Source organism: Stenotrophomonas sp. ZAC14D1_NAIMI4_1, from assembly GCF_003086775.1.
Taxonomy (GTDB): Bacteria; Pseudomonadota; Gammaproteobacteria; order Xanthomonadales; family Xanthomonadaceae; genus Stenotrophomonas.
Window position 1 is genome coordinate 1543343 of sequence record NZ_CP026001.1, and the last position, 18475, is coordinate 1561817.

Consider the following 18475-nt stretch of genomic DNA (forward strand, 5'->3'; position numbering starts at 1 on the left):
AAGCCTGCCGCACCGCCTCAGTAGGTGATGGTGACCGTGATGGTGTCCGAGTAGCTGCCTGGCGGCGTCGCGGTGCCTGGCGCGGGGGGCACCCGGCCATAGATGGTCAGGTTCTGCGCGGCGCCGGTGCCGGTGCCGCTGGCCGTGGAGGTATTCAGCACATTGCCCCAGCGCTGGGTGCGCGCCGGGTCGCGGTACAGCTCGTAGGGCAGCAGGGCGCCGCTGCTGCCGACCCGCATTCGCCGGTTGCCGGCGCCATCGGCGTGGGTGCCGTTGTCCAGCCCGATCTGGAACGGGCTGCGGTTGACGCAGGTCAGGCTGAAGATGGCCGTGCGGTCGATGTTGGTGGCGACCGTGCCGGTGTTCACGCCGAAATCCATCGGCGCGGTGACATAGGCCCCGCACGCCGGGTTGACCGTCGCCGTGGCGGTGAGGGTCATCGCCGCCGCCTGCAGGTTTGAATTGCCGGTGGCCGCCGGAGGCTGCAGCAGGCAGGTCGCGGGGTAGTTGGGCGTACCCAGCAGCGGCTCGTTGTACGCGTACTGGAAGGTCGCGGCCAGGGCGCTGGTGAACGCGCCTGATGACAGCACCTGGTTGGCCGGGTAGCGCCCGTACAGCGTGAATGATGCGGTGCCCGAGCCGCCCAGCAGTGGCACCGGATACTGCATCTGCCAGCTCACCCATGTCGGGCTGGTCGCCGCGCCGCTGCCGATCGCGATGGTTCGCGAGGGGTCGCTGTAGATCTGGTAGTTCAACCGGTCACCAAAGCTGTTGGCCAGGGTGCGCCAAGGGGCGATGCTGGTTCCACCGGTGCCGGCGGGCAGCCCCAGGCAGAACGTCACCCGCGCGTTGGCGAGCAATGCGACCGCGCCGGTGGTGCACGTCACGCTGAAGGTCGTGCTGGTATCGACCAGCCCATTGGAGACGGCGCCGAAGGCCAGCGTCGGGCTGGACAGCGTGCAGGTGGTGGCCGCACGCGCGGGCAGTGCCAGCATGGCCAGCCCGCACAACAGCAACAGCAGCAGCACCCGGTTCACGGCGCAGGCTCCGGCAGGCAGCGCAGCGGCGGCGAGCGGCGCGAGGTGCTGGCCGGCATCTGCGCATGGCAGCGCCCGCGCTCGCTTTCGATCAGCAGCCGTGGCGGCTCGCCGCTGAACTCGACCCAGGCCTGGCCATCGTGGCCGACCACCGTCGGGGTCACGCCCGTACCGCTGATCCGCGCGCCCAGCGGCAGCGGCTGGCCTGCTTCGTCGAGCAGGGTCAGCAGTGCGCCGCGGCTGTGTACCAGTTTGAAATCCACCCGCATGCCAGCGCCCTGGCGCGGCGTGGCGAAGGTCTCGACACGCTCGGCGCGCATGTCGGCAGGAAGGTCGAGGGTATCGATGCCCAGCCGGTTGCGCTGCCAGGACAGCAGTGGCGTGACCAGCAGCAGCCCGTTCCGGTTGGTCACGCCAACCGGGCGGTTTTCCAGCATCACCGGAATGCCGGGGCGACCGGTGGACACCACCGCGAATGCATCGGGTACTTCGCGGGCGGCAAATACGCTGCCCGCCATCCACACCAGGCTGCCGCTGGCGTTGCCGTAGGCGAAGGTCTGGCCTGCATCGCGGGAAAGCCCGGCCGAGTAGCGACCGTGGCTGCCCAGCGCGCCGATTTCCGCCAGGCCGCCGTCATCGCGGGCCTGCAGGCGCCAGCCCGGGCCGCTGCGGCTGCCATCGCCGGGTACCGGCCGCATCACTTCGGCGCTGGCGCGATCGACGTCGCCATTGCGCTGCACCGCGAGGGTGGCCTGCCTGTCCTCGCCCAGGCGGGTGCCCAGCGACAGGTAGATGCTGCGGTTCTGCCGCTGGTCGATGTCCTGGGTGGCCGACAGGTAGGCATTCCAGCGGCCGAAGCTGCGCGACCAGAACAGGCTCAGGTAGCGGGTGCGGGTATAGGGCAGGCCGGGGCCGGGCGCCGGTTGCGGTGCATCCAGCACCGGCACGGCCTGGTCAAGCCGCAGGTAGCTCAGGCTCACCGTGCCCAGCCGCTGCAGGTCCACGCCGAAGCTGGCCTGCTCGCTGATGCGCGGCGGCAGGCTGTCCTGCAGGCTGCCCAGGTCGCGGTAGTCGCCGGATGTGCGGCGGCTGGCCAGGTTCACGTTGAACCGGCGGTTGTTCCAGTTGTAGCCCATCCCGTACTGCCGGCCCCGGCGCTGGTCATCCCGGCTCTCGCTCCAGTTCGCACTCAGAACGCCGGCCCTGCCCAGCAGCCATGCACCGCCCAGGCCTGCATTGAGGACACCGCCACCGCCTTCGGCATGTGCTTCGAGGGTGAACTGGTTGCTGATGCCGCGGCGCAGGGTGGCGCTGGCGACCGTGTCGCTGTCGTAGCGGAACGAGTGGATGCCGAAATCACGCCGCAGCCGGCCGATGCCAGCGGACCAGTCGGACAGGCCGGCGGCCAGCAGCTGCTGCGTGCCGTAGAACGAAAAGTCCAGGGTCTGCATGCGGCCGAAGGCATCGGTGACCACCACCTGCGCGGTGCCGGTGCCGCTGATGCCCGGCTGCGTGGCCAGCTGGAACGGCCCCACGGGAACCTGGCCGCCGTACTGGCGCAGGCCATCGACATACAGCTCGACGTTGGATGGGACGACAGCTTCGCCGAGGAACGACGGGGTGGGGGTGAGCACCCGGTACGGCTGCAGCCCGTAATTGCGCCCGATCTGGATGCCGGCCATGCGCGCAGGACGCGACCATTCCAGGAATCCGCTGTAGAAATCGCCCACGGTCAGGCTGAGTGCCTGGTCGGGAAGGTCCAGGCGCCAGCTTGTGTCCAGCCGCACCGACTGGTGCTGCCAGCCTTCGCCGGGCAGCTGGTAGGTGCGCATCAGGCCGGTGCTGCGCAGGCTGCCGCGGCCGACGCCGAACAGGCGCAGATCGGTATTGAGGCTCAGGTTGCCCAGCCCGTCGCTGTGGCTGGCATACAGGTCGTAGTTCAACGCCATGCCCGGAGAGGACTGCGCGGCCGGGGTGCCCTGCGCGCTGCGCCCCAGCTGGGCGGTGGGCAGCTGCAGCAGCTGCAGCGGAACCTGCAGGTCCAGGATCTGCAGGCCGGCGTCGTAGTGCACGACCACGCCGGCGAGCTGGTCCAGGTAGACCGGGCTGTCGCCCTGCACGGGGAAGCCGAGCTGGCGCAGGGTCGCGGCGGGGGCCTGCAACCGTCCGCCCAGTTCATCGAAACGCAGCAGCCCGCGCGGGGCCTGGTTCAAGGTGGTCTCCAGGTACAGCGCCTGGCTGGCGGTCAGTGGTGTCGGGGGCGGCAGCAACGCGTCGGCAGCGACGTCCATCGCCTCGGCGCCCACCTCGCGCGCCAGGGCCTGCCCTGAAAGCGACGCCATGCCGCTGCAGCAGGCCAGCACGCAGGCCTCAGCGAGCCGGCGGCGTGGCGGGCAATGGAATCGGCTCCGAGCCACCGTTGATCCTCGCGCTGAAGGTGCCGCCCTGCAGTTGCGCAGGGGGCTGCTGCAGCGGCCAGCGCATGGTCTGGCCGGGCAGTACGTATCCCACCAGCCCATCCATCACCGGTGTCCTGTGGCCGCGCACGACCAGGCCGAGATCGGCAATCTGGGCCTGCCCCTGGCCGCTGTTGCTGACCTCCAGCTGCGCCTGCGCGGCGCCGGCTTCCACCAGCCGCGCGGACAGCAGCGGTTCGGGCGGCTTGCCGGCCGGCTGCACCACGACGGGTATCGAATAGCGCAGGACGAACTGCATGCCTTGCCGCGTGGGGTCATACGCCGGTATTTCATCGACGATCACGCGGTATGCCTGCTGCGTGGCGGGCGCGCCTTCTTCGGCCCGCACAAGCCGGATCAGCTGGCGCTGGCCGGCAGCCAGGGCCTGCATCGGCGGGCTGGGCAGCAGCGCCTGCGTGGGCGTCAACTGGTCACGGCCGTCGGCCTGCTGCCACTGGAAGACGCGGACCTGCACCTGCACCGTTTCGGTGCCGCTGTTGCTGATCCACAGGGCCTCGGCCTTCTGCTCCGGCCGCAGCTCGAACTGGGTCGGGGATACCTGCAGGCTGGCGGCCAGGCAAGGGCTCAAGGGCAGGGCCAAAGCAATCCACGCCAGCGTTCGCAGCCAGCGGTCGGTACGCAGCACCATCAGCGCCACCTCAATAGGTGATCGTGGCGGTGATGGTGTCCTGGTAGGCGCCCGGCGCGGCGTTGTTGACGCTCGGGTTGGCCACCTGGCCGTAGACCTGGTAGACCTGGTTGGCGCCCGTGCCGGTGCCTGCCTGGGTGTTGGTGCCGGTGGTGGAGCCCCAGACCACGCTGTGGCCAGCATCCTGGTACAGCTGGTAGCCGACGAAGTTGTTGGCGGTCACGCCGGTATCGGTATTGCGCATGCGCCGCGTGGTCACGTCGGCTGCGGTCCCCGCGTTGAGGCCGGCATTGAGCGCGATCGTGTAGGGGGTGGTCACGCTGCACTGGGCGGTCAGCGTGCCCTGGGCGTTGAGCGGCGTGGTCGAACTGGCGTCTGCGTTGCCGAAGTTGACGTTGGTCGCGGCGGCAGCGGTGATGGTGCAGGCCTTGTTGATGGTCAGCAGGACATTGAATGTCGTGGTGTCGGCCGCCGATGCGGGGCCGGCCAGGAGCAGGGCCGCGGCCCAGGTGATGGGGGAACGCAGTGCAGATCGCATGTACAGCCTCCCTGACCCGAGGGTCTGTTGGACAGGTCGGAGCGGCACGTTCTGCACCGCGTTGACGACGGTCCTGTTCAGCCTAGGGCGGGTAAGTGTCTGTATTCAGTGATAATTGCGTCGGACAAAGCGTGGGGCGGGTCACGTTTCCGGGCTCCTTGCCGGATCCGTGCATCGTCGATGCGCCCAGTTGGGTGGCGTTCGTTCAGATTGTGGCCGGATCGGCGATAATGGGTGCCATGAGCGTGAATCTGAAAACCCCGCAGGAAATCGAGGCGATGCGCATCGCCGGCCGCCTGGCCAGCGAAGTGCTCGACATCGTCACCCCCCACGTCAAGCCCGGTGTCACCACCGAGGAGCTGGACCGCATCTGCCACGACCACATCGTGAACGTGCAGGGCGCCACGCCGGCCAACGTCGGCTACCGCGGCTTCCCCAAGAGCGTGTGCACCTCGGTCAACAATGTCATCTGCCACGGCATCCCCAGCGAAGGGAAGGTGCTCAAGGATGGCGACATCATCAACATCGACGTCACCGTCATCAAGGACGGCTGGCACGGCGACACCAGCCGCATGTACTTCGTCGGCACGCCGTCGGTGATGGCCCGCCGCCTGGTGGAAGCCACCTACGAAGCCATGTGGCGCGGCATCCGCGCGGTGCGTCCGGGTGCCACCCTGGGCGACATCGGCCATGCCATCCAGAGCTATGCCGAAGGCGAGCGTTTCAGCGTGGTGCGCGAGTACTGCGGCCACGGCATCGGCAAGGTCTACCACGATGAGCCGCAGGTGGTGCATTACGGCCGCCCGGGCCAGGGCCTGGTGCTGCAGCCGGGCATGACCTTCACCATCGAGCCGATGATCAACGAGGGCACCCGCTACAACAAGGTGCTGCCGGATGGCTGGACCGTGGTGACCAAGGACCGCAAGCTGTCGGCGCAGTGGGAGCACATGATCGCGGTCACCGAGACCGGCGTGGACGTGCTGACCCTGTCGCCGGGCGAATCGCAGGTCTCCTGACGATGCTGCCGGCGGGTTCACTGCTGGACGCGCCGGCCGATTCGCTCGACGATCCCGAATGGGCGTCTGCCGCACGGCAGGCGCTGCAGCAGGCCGATGCGCGCCTGTACCGCCGCTTCGACCAGGGCGACAACATCGAGCGCTTGATCGCGCTGCGCGCACGCGCGGCCGACCACCTGATCCGGCTGGCCTGGCAGCGCTGCGTGCCGGCCGGCAGCGGCCTGTCGGTGTTCGCGGTGGGTGGCTACGGGCGTGGCGAACTGTTCCCGCGCTCGGACATCGACCTGCTGGTGTTCGGCGATGCGCCGGCGCAGCTGGCCCATGAAGCCGGGCTTTCGCGCCTGTTCGCGCTGCTGTGGGACTGCGGCCTGGCGGTCAGCCATGCCGTGCGTTCGGCGGCGCAGTGCCGCGAGGCGGCCGCCGACCAGACCGTGCTGACCGCACTGATCGAAGCGCGCCCGATCGTGGCCGACGAGGCCGCGCGGCGCGCGCTGCGCGGGGCCATCGATGACCGCGAGCTGTGGCCGGCGCGCACGTTCTTCCTGGCCAAGCTGGAAGAGCTGCGCAACCGCCACCAGCGCTTCGGCGATACCGCCGACAACCTGGAGCCGGACCTGAAGGACGGCCCCGGTGGCCTGCGCGATCTCAACACCCTGGGCTGGATGGCGCTGCGCGCCTTCGGCGTGCGTGACCTGGAAGCACTGGTCGGGCTGGGCCACCTGGGCGCCGATGAAGCGGCCGCGCTGAAGCGCGAGCGCGCGGTGCTGGCACGCCTGCGTTTCGGCCTGCACCTGGTGGCGCGGCGCCCGGAAGAACGCCTGCGCTTTGATTACCAGAAGACCCTGGCCGCGCGCCTGGGCTTCGAAGACGACGCCGAGAACCTGGGCGTCGAGAAGATGATGCAGGGGTTCTACCGCGCCGCCCTGGTGGTGCGCCGGATCAGCGACCGCCTGCTGCAGCGTTTCGAGGAACAGTTCGACGGCGAGGCACAGCCTGAACCCCTCACCGTGGGCTTTTCGCTGCGCCGTGGCTACCTGGCCGCCAACGATGCGGAGTGGCCGTGCGGTGATGTCGGCCAGGTTTTCGCCCTGTTCGCTGGCTGGGCCAACAACCCGCAGGTGCGTGGCCTGCATTCGCTCACCGCACGCGCGCTGGCCGAGGCGCTGCCGCTGCTGCCGGCCTACGACCGCGCCGACGCCAATGCACGCGAGCAGTTCATGGCCCTGCTGCGTGGCCAGCGCCCGGTCGACACGCTTTCGCGCATGGCGCGGCTGGGCGTGCTCGGGCAGTGGATTCCCGCCTTCGCCCAGGTCAGCGGGCGCATGCAGTTCGACCTGTTCCATGTCTACACGGTCGACCAGCACACGCTGATGGTCCTGCGCAACATCGGGCTGTTCGCCAGCAGCCGTGCCGATGAACGTTTCTCGATCGCCCACGAAGTCTGGCCGCGCCTGCGCAAGCCCGAGCTGTTGCTGCTGGCGGGCCTGTTCCACGACATCGCCAAGGGCCGCGGCGGCGACCATTCCGAGCTGGGCGCGGTGGACGCGCGCGCGTTCTGCCACGCCCATGCACTGAGCGGCACCGATACCGAGCTGGTGGCCTGGCTGGTGGAGCAGCACCTGCGCATGTCGGTGACCGCGCAGAAGCAGGACATCGCCGATCCGGTGGTGATCCATCGCTTCGCCACCCTGGTCGGCAGCCGTGATCGCCTCGACTACCTGTACCTGCTGACCTGCGCCGACATCGCCGGCACCAGCCCCAAGCTGTGGAACGCGTGGAAGGACCGGCTGCTGGCCGACCTGTACTTCGCCACCCGGCGCGCGCTGCGCGAGGGCCTGGAACACCCGGTGCCGCCCGCCGAGCGCGTGGCCGAGGCGCGCGACAGCGTGCGCGCGCTGGTGCGCGAGCAGGGCTACGACGATGCCACCATCGACCGCCAGTTCGCGGTGATGCCCGACGAAGGGTTCATGCGCCTGCGCCCGGAGCAGCTGGCCTGGCAGGCCTCGGCACTGGTGCCGATCAAGCAGGGCCACACCCTGGTGAAGGTGCGCCGGATCAGCGTGGACGACCCGGCACTGGAAGTGTTCGTGCACTCGCCGGACCGTGATGGCCTGTTCGCGGCGATCGTGATGACCCTGGACCGCAAGGGCTACGGCATCCATCGCGCACGCGTGCTGGACGGCCCGTCCGACACCATTTTCGATACCTTCGAAGTGAGCCCGGCCGATACCTTCGCCGATGGCAGCAGTGCCAACCTGGAAGCTGCGTTGCGCGAAGCGCTGAGTGGCGACCTGACCCGACTGCGCCCGTCGCGGCGGGTGGTGCCACGGCAGCTGCGCCACTTCCGTTTCGCCCCGCGCATCGAGTTCCGCGATGAGCCCGGCGCGACCCGTTTTGCCCTGGTCGCGCCCGACCGCCCCGGCCTGCTGGCCGACGTGGCGTTCGTGCTGCGCAACCAGGGCCTGCGCGTGCATGACGCGCGCATTGCCACGTTCGGCGAACGCGCCGAAGACACCTTCGTGATCAGTGACGAACACGACCTCCCCCTGACCGAACCCGCCCGGCAGCAGCTGCATGACGCGATGCTGGCCTGCCTGGACCCTGATCGAAACGCCGGAGACCCCACCTGATGGCCACCAAGCCTGTGAAGAAGACTGCTGCGACCGCCAAGAGCGCAGCGGCGAAAAAGACTGCTGCACCGAAGAAGGCCGCCCCGGCCAAGGCGCCGGTGAAGAAGGCTGCCGTTGCGAAGAAGCCGGCCGCGAAGAAGGCCCCGGCCAAGAGCGCCGAAGTCGCCCGCGCCGAAACCATCGCCCGCAAGTCGCTGCGCAAGCCGCCGGTGCCGGGCGTGGAAGAACTGAAGTTCGGCATCGAGAGCGCCTTCGAGCGCCGCGCCACGCTGACCCTGCATGAGCTGGAAGGTTCCACCCGGCCGCTGGTCAACCGCGTGATCGATGGCCTGGAAACCGGTGAATTCCGTGTCGCCGAGCCGGATGGCCACGGTGGCTGGAAGGTCAACGAGTGGCTGAAGAAAGCGGTGCTGCTGTATTTCCGCGTCAACGACATGGCCGTGGTCGATGCGCGCCCGGCGCCGTTCTGGGACAAGGTCGAATCGCGCTTTGCCGGCTATGACGAAGCGAAGTTCCGCCGTGGTGGCGTGCGCGTGGTGCCGGGCGCGATCGCCCGCCGCGGCACGTACTTCGGCAAGGACGTGGTGCTGATGCCGAGCTTCACCAACATCGGCGCTTACGTGGGCGAAGGCACCATGGTCGACACCTGGGCCACCGTCGGTTCCTGCGCGCAGATCGGCCAGCACTGCCACCTGTCCGGCGGCGCCGGCATCGGCGGCGTGCTCGAGCCGCTGCAGGCCAGCCCGACCATCATCGAAGACCACTGCTTCATCGGTGCGCGTTCGGAAGTGGTGGAAGGCGTGGTCGTCGGCCACCACAGTGTGATCGGCATGGGCGTGTTCCTCAGCCAGAGCACCCGCATCTACAACCGCGCCACCGGCGAGATCACCTACGGCTACATCCCGCCGTACAGCGTGGTGGTGTCCGGCTCGCTGCCGAGCAAGGACGGCACCCATTCGCTGTACTGCGCGGTGATCGTCAAGCAGGTCGATGCGAAGACCCGCAGCAAGACCAGCGTCAACGACCTGCTGCGCGGCCTGGCCGACTGAAGGTGACTGCGCTGGAAGACCTGGCGCAGTCCGCGATCTACCGGCATCCGTCCGACACTGCGTTTGGGCGGATGCTGCCGCGCCTGTTGCATGCCCCGCAGTGGACCCGGCTGCGCCGCGCGCTGTCGCGGCGCTGGCCCATGCCTGCGCTGGCCAGCGATGTGCGCGACGTGGTCTACGCCAGCTGGTGGGTGGACGTGCGGCACGCGCCGCTGCCACCCCCGGGCCACCATTACGTCGTGCATGAAGGGCGTACCCCGTACACCATCCTCAGCTATCGCCATGGCCACTTCGGCCCGCGTGCGGCCGGCCCGCTGCGTGCGTTGATGCCTTCGCCCCGGCAGAGCAACTGGCGCTGGTACCTGCGCCGCGACGACGACCCGCAGGGCACGCCGGTGGTGCTGTTCGACCGCAACGTGATGGACCAGCTGGCCTTCGTGGCCGGCGCGCGCGCGTTCAGCGATGCCATGCAGCCGCATCTGTCCACGCGCTTTGAGCATGCGGTGCGTGCCGATGGCGGTGGGCACACCCTGATCGAAGGCGGGCAGGGCAGTGCCCCAGCCCTGCACCTGCAGTGGTGCGCGGCCGACGGCTGGAATCATCCGGCGTGGCCCGCGGCCTTTGGTGGCCACGCGGCCCTGCTGCGCTTCCTGGCCTGCCAGGACGAAGCCATCGCCCGCACCTGCGACCAGCGCTGGGCCAGTACCCGCATCGATCTGCCGGTGGCTATCGCCCGGCTGCAACCGCTGCAGCTGCAGGGCGGGCAGCACTGCCCGCGGCTGCAGGCGATGGGCGTGGACCTGGCCGAAGGCCTGGCATTCCGCCTGCCGACGGTGCCGTTCCGGGTCGTGTCCGAGCGCCTCTTGTGAGATTCTGGCCACCTGTTTTCCTGCATCACAGATGGCCATGAGCACCACTGTCTACGGTTTGAAGAACTGCGATACCTGCAAGAAGGCGACCAAGTGGCTGGACCGCTTCGGCGTGCCTTACACCTTCGTCGACTACCGCGACAACAAGCCCAGCCCGGAGACCCTGCTGGAGTGGGCCGCGCAGCTGGGCGGCCTGGGCGCGATGGTCAACAAGTCCTCCACCACGTGGCGGCAGCTGCCGGACAACCGCAAGGCTGCCGACTCGGATGCCGAGTGGAAGCTGCTGCTGCGCGAGTACCCACAGCTGATCAAGCGCCCTGTGGTGGTGACCGCCGACGGTACGGTCAGCCAGGGCTTCAGTGACAACGGCTTCAAGGCCCGCTTCGGCGTGGGTGGCACGTGAGCGCCGTCCTTGACCTGGCCTGCGAGCTGATCGCGCGGCCGTCGGTGACGCCGGATGATGCGGGCTGCCAGGCGCTGCTGTCCGCGCGCCTGCAGCAGGCAGGCTTCCAGTGCGAGCACCTGCGCCTGGGCGAGGTCGACAACCTGTGGGCGACCCACGGCAGCGGTGCGCCAGTGCTGGTGCTGCTGGGCCACACCGACGTGGTGCCGCCGGGCCCGCGCGAGGCGTGGCAGAGTGATCCGTTCACCCCGGAAATCCGCGACGGCGTGCTGTACGGCCGCGGCGCCGCGGACATGAAGGGCAGCGTGGCGGCCTTCGTCATCGCTGCCGAGCAGTTTGTTGCCGCCCACCCGGACCATGCCGGCACGCTGGCCGTGCTGCTCACCAGCGACGAGGAAGGCGATGCCATCGATGGCGTGCGCCACGTCGCGCGCCTGTTTGCCGAGCGCGGCCAGCGCATCGACTGGTGCATCACCGGCGAGCCCTCGTCGACGGCGACGCTGGGCGACCTGCTGCGTGTCGGCCGTCGTGGCAGCCTGTCGGCCAAGCTGCGCGTGCAGGGCGTGCAGGGCCACGTGGCCTACCCGGAGAAGGCGCGCAATCCGATCCACCAGGCGGCGCCCGCGCTGGCCGAACTGAGTGCGCGGCGCTGGGACGAGGGCTATGAAAGCTTCCCGCCGACCAGCCTGCAGATTTCCAACATCCACGCCGGCACCGGCGCCAACAACGTGATCCCCGGCGAACTGGAGGTGGATTTCAACATCCGCTACAACCCGCACTGGGATGCGCCGAAGCTGGAAGCGGAGATCACCGCGTTGCTGGACCGGCATGGCCTGCAGTACGGGCTGAAGTGGCACCGCAGCGGCGAGCCGTTCTACACCCCGGAAGGCCCGCTGCGTGCGGCCGCGCGTGCGGTGCTGGCCGAGCACATCGGCCGTGCGCCGGAAGAGAGCACCGGGGGCGGCACGTCCGATGCGCGCTTCATCGCACCGCTGGGTGCGCAGTGCATCGAAGTGGGGCCGGTCAACGCCAGCATCCACCAGGTGGACGAGAACGTGCGCGTGGACGAGCTGGACGCCCTGCCGGGGCTGTACCAGCGGCTGGTGCAGCGCCTGCTGGCGTAACCCCGCAATCCCGCCCAGGTGGGTGCCGACCGTTGGTCGGCACGGCTCCTGTGGTTGCCAACGCAACTGTTGCACGGCTCTGGAAACCGCGTTACGGTCGGTGCCATGTCGATCCGCCTGGCCACCGCCGTCAACACTACCAACCGCAATAATCTGCGCGGGAATAACCGTGCGCGCAATCGTGCGCGGCCGATGCGGGACTGCGCCCTGGGTAGATAGACAGCAACATACGCCCGGACACCAGAAAACCCGCATCGGCCGATGCGGGTTTTTTTGTGCCCGGGCGCAGCCCTCCCGGGCCTGGTTGGCCGGTCGAACACCTTCCCGCCGTGTAATCCCCCACAACAGGAGCGCCACCCATGTGTTCGATCTTCGGAATCTTCGGCCTGCAGGCCGGTGACGATCTTCCCGCCCTGCGCCGCCACGCGCTGGAACTGTCGCAGCGGCAGCGCCACCGCGGCCCGGACTGGAGCGGCGTGTACCTGGACGAAGGCGCGCTGCTGGTCCACGAGCGCCTGGCCATCGTCGACCCGGCCGGCGGCTCGCAGCCGCTGCTGTCGGCCGACGGCCAGCTGGCCCTCGCGGTCAATGGCGAGATCTACAACCACCAGGCCCTGAAGGCCACGCTGGCCACCGCGTACGACTTCCAGACCGGTTCGGACTGCGAAGTGATCAACGCCCTGTACCGCCAGGGCGGTGCGCCTGCGCAGTGGCTGGAACAGCTCAACGGCATCTTCGCCTTCGCCCTGTGGGACCGTGATGCTGGCCGCGTGCTGGTCGCTCGCGACCCGATCGGCGTGGTGCCGCTGTACTGGGGCCACGATGCGCAGGGGCGCCTGCGCGTGGCCTCGGAAATGAAGGCACTGGTCGATTCCTGCGCCGACGTCGCACAGTTCCCGCCGGGCCATTACTACGACAGCGCCAGCGGTGAACTGGTGCGCTACTACCAGCAGCCGTGGCGCGACTATGCCGACGTGGAAGGCCGTCAGGCCGACCTGGCCGAGCTGCGTCAGGCGTTCGAACAGGCCGTCGAGCGCCAGTTGATGAGCGACGTGCCCTACGGCGTGCTGCTGTCCGGTGGCCTCGATTCCTCGCTGGTGGCCGCCGTGGCCGCCCGCTACGCACGCCGCCGCATCGAGGATGGCGGGCAGAGCGAGGCCTGGTGGCCGCGCCTGCATTCCTTCGCGATCGGCCTGAAAGGTTCGCCGGACCTGGCCGCTGCCGCCATCGCCGCCGAAGCACTGGGCACCGTCCACCACGGCTTCGAGTACAGCTTCGAGGAAGGCCTGGACGTGCTGCCCGAAGTGATCCGCCACATCGAAACCTACGACGTCACCACCATTCGTGCATCGACACCGATGTTCCTGCTGGCCCGCCGCATCAAGGCAATGGGGGTGAAGATGGTGCTGTCCGGTGAGGGCAGCGACGAGATCTTCGGTGGCTACCTGTATTTCCACAAGGCACCGGATGCGCGCGAATTCCACCAGGAGCTGGTACGCAAGCTCGATGCCCTGCACAACTACGACTGCCTGCGCGCCAACAAGTCGATGATGGCCTGGGGCGTGGAGCCGCGCGTGCCGTTCCTCGACCGCGAGTTCCTCGATGTGGCGATGCGCTTCGACGCCGCGCACAAGATGGTCGGCGCCGGTTTCGGCGGCCGCCGTATCGAAAAGGCGGTGCTGCGCGAAGCCTTCGATGGCTACCTGCCTGACAGCATCCTGTGGCGGCAGAAGGAGCAGTTCAGCGATGGCGTCGGCTACGGCTGGATCGATGGCCTGAAGGCGCACGCCGAGGCGCAGGTGAGCGACCGCGTGCTGGCGGCGGCTGACAAGCGCTTCCCGCACAACCCGCCGCAGACCAAGGAGGCGTACTACTACCGCCACCTGTTCGAGCAGTTCTTCCCGAGCCGTGCCGCGGCGGAAACCGTGCCGGGCGGCAAGTCGATCGCCTGTTCATCGCCGGCCGCCATCGCCTGGGATGCCAGCTTCGCCGCCGCCGCCGACCCGTCCGGCCGCGCCATCGCCGGCGTCCACGAGCAGGCCCTGGCCTGATGATTGCGCCGGGCACGGCCCGGCGCTGCCGCAGAATGATTCCGCCGGACACGGCCTGGCGCTACCTTCCCCGGTAGCGCCGGGCCATGCCCGGCGGGCGCGCGAAGAAGGACGTATCATCGGCCCCCTGCACATTGGGGAATGTTCATGGACGTACAGACCGGGGGCAGCGTGCCGCCGATGAAATGGGGTTGGCGTTACCTGGCGTGGGCGGCGGTTCCGCTGGCGATCGGCCTGGCGCTGGCGCGTTATGCCGGGCCGGGCGTGCCGTCGGTTGCGGCCAAGGCCGAGGCCGTCGTCGGCAGTGATTGGGCCCACCACCTGTCCTCGCCGCTGGGCCTGTTCCTGCTGCAGCTGCTGGTGCTGCTGCTGGTGGCCAAGGGCGCGGGCGCGCTGCTGAAGTATTTTGGCCAGCCGGCGGTGATCGGCGAAATGGCGGCCGGCCTGATGATGGGCCCGTTGGTGCTGGGCAGCCTGCTGCCACAGCTGCATGGTGCCTTGTTCCCGGCTGCGTCGCTGGGGCCGCTGGGCATGCTCAGCCAGCTGGGCGTGCTGATGTTCCTGCTGGTGGCGGGTGCCGAACTCGACCTCGGCGCGCTGCGCGGCCGTCGCAAATTCGCCTTCACTGTCAGCCATGCCGGCATCGCCCTGCCGTTCGTGCTGGGCGTGGGGCTGGCCATCTGGCTCTATCCCGAACATGGACCGCAGGGCGTCGGCTTCACGGCCTTTGCGCTGTTCGTCGGCATTTCCATGAGCATCACCGCCTTCCCGGTGCTGCTGCGCATCCTCGCCGACCGCGGCATCACGCAGACGCCGCTGGGGCAGACGTCCATCGCCTGTGCGGCGCTGGGCGATGCCACGGCGTGGTGCATGCTGGCGCTGATCGTCGCCGCTGCACAGGCCACCGGCTGGCTGTCGGCCAGCATCAACCTGGTCTGCGTGGTGCTGTTCATCGCGCTGATGCTGGGCGCGGTCAAGCCGTGGTTTGCCCGCCAGCAGATCGCGCCGGGCCGTGAGGGCCGCTGGCTGCTGGGCATCCTGCTGCTGTCGCTGGCCAGTGCGCTGGTCACCGAGGTGCTGGGCATCCACGCGCTGTTCGGCGCGTTCGCTGCCGGCGTGGCCGTGTCCTCCAACACGCAGCTGCGCGACCTGCTGGTGGCCAGGGTCGAACCCTTCGCCGCGACCCTGCTGCTGCCGCTGTTCTTCGCCATGACCGGCCTGCGCATGCGCGCCGATGCGTTGCAGACCAGCGATCTGCTGCTGTGCGCGGTGGTGATCGTGGTGGCGACCGCTGGCAAGCTGCTGGGCACCTGGAGTGCCGCGCGCAGCACCGGCATGGAGAACCGCGAGGCCTGGCGCCTGGGGGCGTTGATGAACACCCGTGGCCTGATGGAGCTGATCGTGCTCAACCTGGGCTATGAGCTGGGCCTGCTCGGCGACCGCCTGTTCGCGGTGCTGGTGATCATGGCGCTGGTGACCACGGCGATGACCGGCCCGCTGTTGAACCTGATCGAGCGCCGCAAGGCCTGACCAGGTAGCGCCGGGCCATGCCCGGCGAGCGCGCAGCGCGGATGGATAGTGCGTCGCCGGGCATGGCCCGGCGCTACCGTTGGACATGACGTCAGCGCGCTGGGACCAGCTTCATCACGTGCTGCGCCGGTCCCGGCAGGAACGGGGTGGGGCGGCCATGCACCCAGTCTTCGTGGCCGGCGCCCCAATAGGGCGACCGCGGGTGGCCACTCTGGCCGCCGGGCATGTGCACGATGCCGTCGGCTTCGTGGCCCGGCGAGACCACCATGCGCTGCGAAGCGCCGAAGCTCGGCCCCTGCACGCGCGGCATGTCGCGGTCACCGGGCAGCTGATCGGCGGGCATGCACAGCCAGCGGCGGGTGAAGGCGGGCAGGGCACGCGAGACCGGGTGGCAGATGTCGGCGACATTGCGCTCGCCCCAGGTGCGCTGCTGCAGCGGCCCCTGCTTCTCAAGGTCGGCTTCGAGCGTGCGCGCGGCCTTGGCCAGCAGCGCATCCCAGCTGTCCACGCCCGGCGGCAGCAGGTTGGCCGGGCGCTGTTCCAGCATCGGCCAGACCACGCCTTCCAGCTGCGCAAGCCGCGGCGGCAGGTAGTCGTCGCCCAGCCGGGCTTTGGCAGGTGCCAGCAGCGCGCTCTCGATGGCATCCAGCACGTCGCCGCGGAAACCGCGCACGATGCGGTAGCTGGTTGAATTGGTCGAGGCGCGCACGTCCCAGTGTTCGCTGGCGGCAGCCAGGCGCTTCAATGAGGGGTCGTTGCTGTGCTCGGCGGTTTGCTGCAGCAGGGCCCACCAGCGCTGCAGGAACACCGCACGGTCGTCCAGCTGGATCGCCAGCAGGTCGTGCTCGTCGAAGCGGTCCTGGGTGGCCAGCAGGTTACGGATCTGCTGGCCGCGCGCGCCCAGGTCATAGCCGGCATTGCCGACCACGGCCAGGGTGGCATCGTCGACCACGCGGCTGTTGGCGGTCCACAGGCGTTGCCCCGGTGGATCGACCAGGGCCGGTGCGGCATCGCTGCGGATCGGCCACGGCGCGCAATCCGCGCTGTTCTGCGCAGTGTTGAAGCCCTGCGGCACGCAGCCGGGGCCACGGTCCGGGCGCGCACCGACCAGCCGCCAGGCGATGCGCCCGCTGCGGTCGCCGATCACCAGGTTCTGCGCGGGAATGCCCGCGTGATCGGCCGTTGCCAGTGCCTGGTCGAGGTCGCCGGCGCGGGCCATGTCCGCGAAATCCATGCGCACCGCGCCGGGCAGGTGGGCGACCCAGCGCAGGGCGTCGCCGCTGCCGTCGGCATGGGTGTGCAGGATCGGCCCCCAGGCGGTTTCGCGCACCGGCAACACGACGTCGCCCTGGCCTGCTACCGCAATGCGTTCTTCGTGCACCGTCACCGCCGCATTGGCCGGTTCACGGCGGAAGTCGGCGGTGTCGATGTAGCTGTTGGTGAAGCCCCAGGCGACATGCCCGTTGCTGCCCACGATGACCGCCGGTACGCCGGGCAGCGAGAAGCCACTGACGTCGACCTGGCCGCCGGGTGCCTTCGGGTCCGGGTAGCGCAGGCGTACGCGGAACCACAGGCTGGGTGCGCGCAGGGCCAGGTGCATGTCGTCGGCAATGATGGCGCGGCCATCGGCGGTGAGCGCACCGGCCACGGCGAAGTTGTTGCTGCCGACCGCATCGGCCTCGGCGGCAGGCGCCGCGGGTGCGGCGGCCAGCGAGCGCAGGTCCAGCTGCGCGGCATCGGGCAGCTGTGTATCACCGCGCGGCTCGCCCTGCAGCGGCGCGTCCCAGCTGCTGCCATCATGGGCCAGCAGTGCGTGCAGGGCCGGCGGCACCACGTCACGGATGCGCGCCAGCGCCAGTTCGTTCTGGTTGTCCGGGTCCTGCAGGTCGGCATACATGGCCAGCCCGGCCAGCACGCTGTCGCTGGCCCGCCAGGGCGCGGGCGACTGCCGCAGCAGCAGGTAGGCCCAGGGCCGCACCGACAGATCGGCCAGGCCTGCGTTGACACCGTCCACGTAGGCGCGCACGGCCTGCGGGTTGTCGCCCAGTGCCTCGTCCAGGTGCGCCTCGGTGCGCGCGCGCAGCCGGTGCACGCGCATGCGCTTGTCGGCGTCGATGGCTACAGGCCCGAACAGCGCCGACAGTTCACCTGCGGCACTGCGGCGCATCAGGTCCATTTCGAAATAGCGTTCCTGCGCATGCACGTGGCCGAGCGCGCGCATGGCATCGGCCTGGCTGCCGGCGGTGATGGTGACCACGCCCAGCGCGTCACGCTCGACGCTGACCGGCGCGGCCAGCCCGGGCAGGGCCTGTTCGCCTTCCAGCTCGGCCAGGCTGCCGCGCAGCAGCAGCCACAGGACCAGTGCGGTGACCAGCACGATGGCGATGAGCACTGCCAGTATCCAACGCCAGGTACGTCGCATTGCAGGTCCTTACGGCACTCGAGGGGGGATTGTAGCCGCAGGCGCAACTGCGACTGATTCCGATTAGATCACCGTATTTTGAAATGCGGCACCCTATGCCGCATCGATCCACAGGAGCACCCCCATGAAAGGCAACCCGGACGTCATCGCCTGCCTGAAGGAACTGCTGCGCGGCGAGCTTGCTGCCCGTGACCAGTACTTCATCCATTCCCGCCGCTACGAGGACCAGGGCCTGTTCGCGCTGTACGAACGCCTGAACCACGAGATGGAAGAAGAAACCCAGCACGCCGACGCGCTGCTGCGCCGCATCCTGTTCCTGGGCGGCGACCCGGACATGCGCCCGCATGCCACCGAGCCGGGCAAGACGGTGGAAGAGATGCTGCAGAAGGATCTCGATACTGAATACGCCGTTCGGAACAATCTCGCCGCCGGCATGAAGCTGTGCGAGGAGAAGGGCGACTACGTGAGCCGCGACATGCTGCTGGCGCAGTTGAAGGACACCGAGGAAGACCACGCCTGGTGGCTGGAGCAGCAGCTGGGCCTGATCAAGCGCATCGGCCTGGAGCTGTACCAGCTGAGCAAGATCGACGGCAACGGCGCCCCGGCGCACTGAGCCGGCGCCGCGCTTCCCGGTAGAGCCGACTGTTAGTCGGCTGCTTTTGCAGGGCAGCCGACTAACAGTCGGCTCTACCAGGCGCACA

The 18475-nt window shown here is 69.2% G+C and carries 14 protein-coding genes; 9 read left to right on the forward strand and 5 right to left on the reverse strand.

The genetic code is table 11. The annotated features are described in order from the left end of the window. Positions 1–17: 17 nt before the first annotated feature. From C1927_RS07125 to C1927_RS07140, 4 genes are read right to left on the reverse strand one after another with little or no spacing between them, the layout of a single operon-like run. Positions 18–1037: a spore coat U domain-containing protein gene (locus C1927_RS07125; RefSeq protein WP_254051546.1), complete on the reverse strand. Its 1020-nt coding sequence runs from the start codon at positions 1035–1037 to the stop codon at positions 18–20. Then, positions 1034–3379, reverse strand: coding sequence for a fimbria/pilus outer membrane usher protein (locus C1927_RS07130; protein WP_108747791.1), 2346 nt, complete (start codon positions 3377–3379; stop codon positions 1034–1036). Before C1927_RS07130 ends, C1927_RS07125 begins: the two co-directional genes overlap by 4 nt. A gap of 28 nt (positions 3380–3407) precedes the next feature. Continuing rightward, positions 3408–4142, reverse strand: a complete 735-nt coding sequence (locus C1927_RS07135; protein ID WP_108747790.1) for a molecular chaperone — start codon at positions 4140–4142, stop codon at positions 3408–3410. A gap of 10 nt (positions 4143–4152) precedes the next feature. Beyond that, positions 4153–4680: a spore coat U domain-containing protein gene (locus tag C1927_RS07140; RefSeq protein ID WP_108746297.1), complete on the reverse strand. Its 528-nt coding sequence runs from the start codon at positions 4678–4680 to the stop codon at positions 4153–4155. Between the two features lie 239 nt (positions 4681–4919). Here C1927_RS07140 and map point away from each other — a divergent pair, with 239 nt between their 5' ends. The 8 genes from map to C1927_RS07180 all read left to right on the forward strand — a co-directional run bounded on the left by map (position 4920) and on the right by C1927_RS07180 (position 15352). Beyond that, the gene (gene map, locus C1927_RS07145; RefSeq protein ID WP_108747792.1) at positions 4920–5696 is read left to right on the forward strand and encodes a type I methionyl aminopeptidase; all 777 of its coding nucleotides are present in this window, start codon (positions 4920–4922) and stop codon (positions 5694–5696) included. Between the two features lie 2 nt (positions 5697–5698). After that, positions 5699–8326 (forward strand): [protein-PII] uridylyltransferase, encoded by a 2628-nt coding sequence (locus C1927_RS07150; protein ID WP_079221261.1) that lies wholly within the window; start codon positions 5699–5701, stop codon positions 8324–8326. Beyond that, on the forward strand, positions 8326–9375 hold the full coding sequence (dapD, locus tag C1927_RS07155; protein WP_079221262.1) for a 2,3,4,5-tetrahydropyridine-2,6-dicarboxylate N-succinyltransferase: 1050 nt from the start codon (positions 8326–8328) through the stop codon (positions 9373–9375). Before C1927_RS07150 ends, dapD begins: the two co-directional genes overlap by 1 nt. 2 nt (positions 9376–9377) lie before the next feature. Next, complete coding sequence (locus C1927_RS07160; protein WP_108746298.1) at positions 9378–10244, forward strand: hypothetical protein; 867 nt, start codon at positions 9378–9380, stop codon at positions 10242–10244. 31 nt (positions 10245–10275) lie between these two features. Then, a complete protein-coding gene (locus C1927_RS07165) occupies positions 10276–10647 on the forward strand; it encodes an arsenate reductase (protein ID WP_174208677.1) in 372 nt (123 codons plus the stop codon). After that, a complete protein-coding gene (gene dapE / locus C1927_RS07170; protein WP_108746299.1) occupies positions 10644–11771 on the forward strand; it encodes a succinyl-diaminopimelate desuccinylase in 1128 nt (375 codons plus the stop codon). The genes C1927_RS07165 and dapE overlap by 4 nt, the downstream gene beginning before the upstream one ends. 359 nt (positions 11772–12130) lie before the next feature. Further along, on the forward strand, positions 12131–13822 hold the full coding sequence (gene asnB, locus C1927_RS07175; RefSeq protein WP_108746300.1) for an asparagine synthase B: 1692 nt from the start codon (positions 12131–12133) through the stop codon (positions 13820–13822). A gap of 141 nt (positions 13823–13963) precedes the next feature. Beyond that, entirely contained in the window at positions 13964–15352 is a 1389-nt protein-coding gene (locus C1927_RS07180) for a cation:proton antiporter (RefSeq protein WP_108746301.1), read from the forward strand. Positions 15353–15443: 91 nt separating this feature from the next. Here the strand turns inward: C1927_RS07180 and C1927_RS07185 are convergent, their stop codons facing one another. After that, positions 15444–17774 (reverse strand): penicillin acylase family protein, encoded by a 2331-nt coding sequence (locus tag C1927_RS07185; protein ID WP_108746302.1) that lies wholly within the window; start codon positions 17772–17774, stop codon positions 15444–15446. A gap of 124 nt (positions 17775–17898) precedes the next feature. Between C1927_RS07185 and bfr the strand changes: the two genes are divergently transcribed. Continuing rightward, complete coding sequence (bfr, locus tag C1927_RS07190) at positions 17899–18387, forward strand: bacterioferritin (RefSeq protein WP_004151115.1); 489 nt, start codon at positions 17899–17901, stop codon at positions 18385–18387. The last annotated feature ends 88 nt before the right edge of the window (positions 18388–18475 follow it).

What these genes read in the sequence shown, in the direction of transcription:
- C1927_RS07130 (WP_108747791.1), bottom strand. Translation starts at nt 3,379, where the DNA reads ATGGCGTCGCTTTCAGGGCAGGCCCTGGCGCGCGAGGTGGGCGCCGAG.
- C1927_RS07135 (WP_108747790.1), bottom strand. Translation starts at nt 4,142, where the DNA reads ATGGTGCTGCGTACCGACCGCTGGCTGCGAACGCTGGCGTGGATTGCT.
- C1927_RS07140 (WP_108746297.1), bottom strand. Translation starts at nt 4,680, where the DNA reads ATGCGATCTGCACTGCGTTCCCCCATCACCTGGGCCGCGGCCCTGCTC.
- map (WP_108747792.1), top strand. Translation starts at nt 4,920, where the DNA reads ATGAGCGTGAATCTGAAAACCCCGCAGGAAATCGAGGCGATGCGCATC.
- C1927_RS07150 (WP_079221261.1), top strand. Translation starts at nt 5,699, where the DNA reads ATGCTGCCGGCGGGTTCACTGCTGGACGCGCCGGCCGATTCGCTCGAC.
- dapD (WP_079221262.1), top strand. Translation starts at nt 8,326, where the DNA reads ATGGCCACCAAGCCTGTGAAGAAGACTGCTGCGACCGCCAAGAGCGCA.
- C1927_RS07165 (WP_174208677.1), top strand. Translation starts at nt 10,276, where the DNA reads ATGGCCATGAGCACCACTGTCTACGGTTTGAAGAACTGCGATACCTGC.
- asnB (WP_108746300.1), top strand. Translation starts at nt 12,131, where the DNA reads ATGTGTTCGATCTTCGGAATCTTCGGCCTGCAGGCCGGTGACGATCTT.
- C1927_RS07180 (WP_108746301.1), top strand. Translation starts at nt 13,964, where the DNA reads ATGTTCATGGACGTACAGACCGGGGGCAGCGTGCCGCCGATGAAATGG.
- C1927_RS07185 (WP_108746302.1), bottom strand. Translation starts at nt 17,774, where the DNA reads ATGCGACGTACCTGGCGTTGGATACTGGCAGTGCTCATCGCCATCGTG.
- bfr (WP_004151115.1), top strand. Translation starts at nt 17,899, where the DNA reads ATGAAAGGCAACCCGGACGTCATCGCCTGCCTGAAGGAACTGCTGCGC.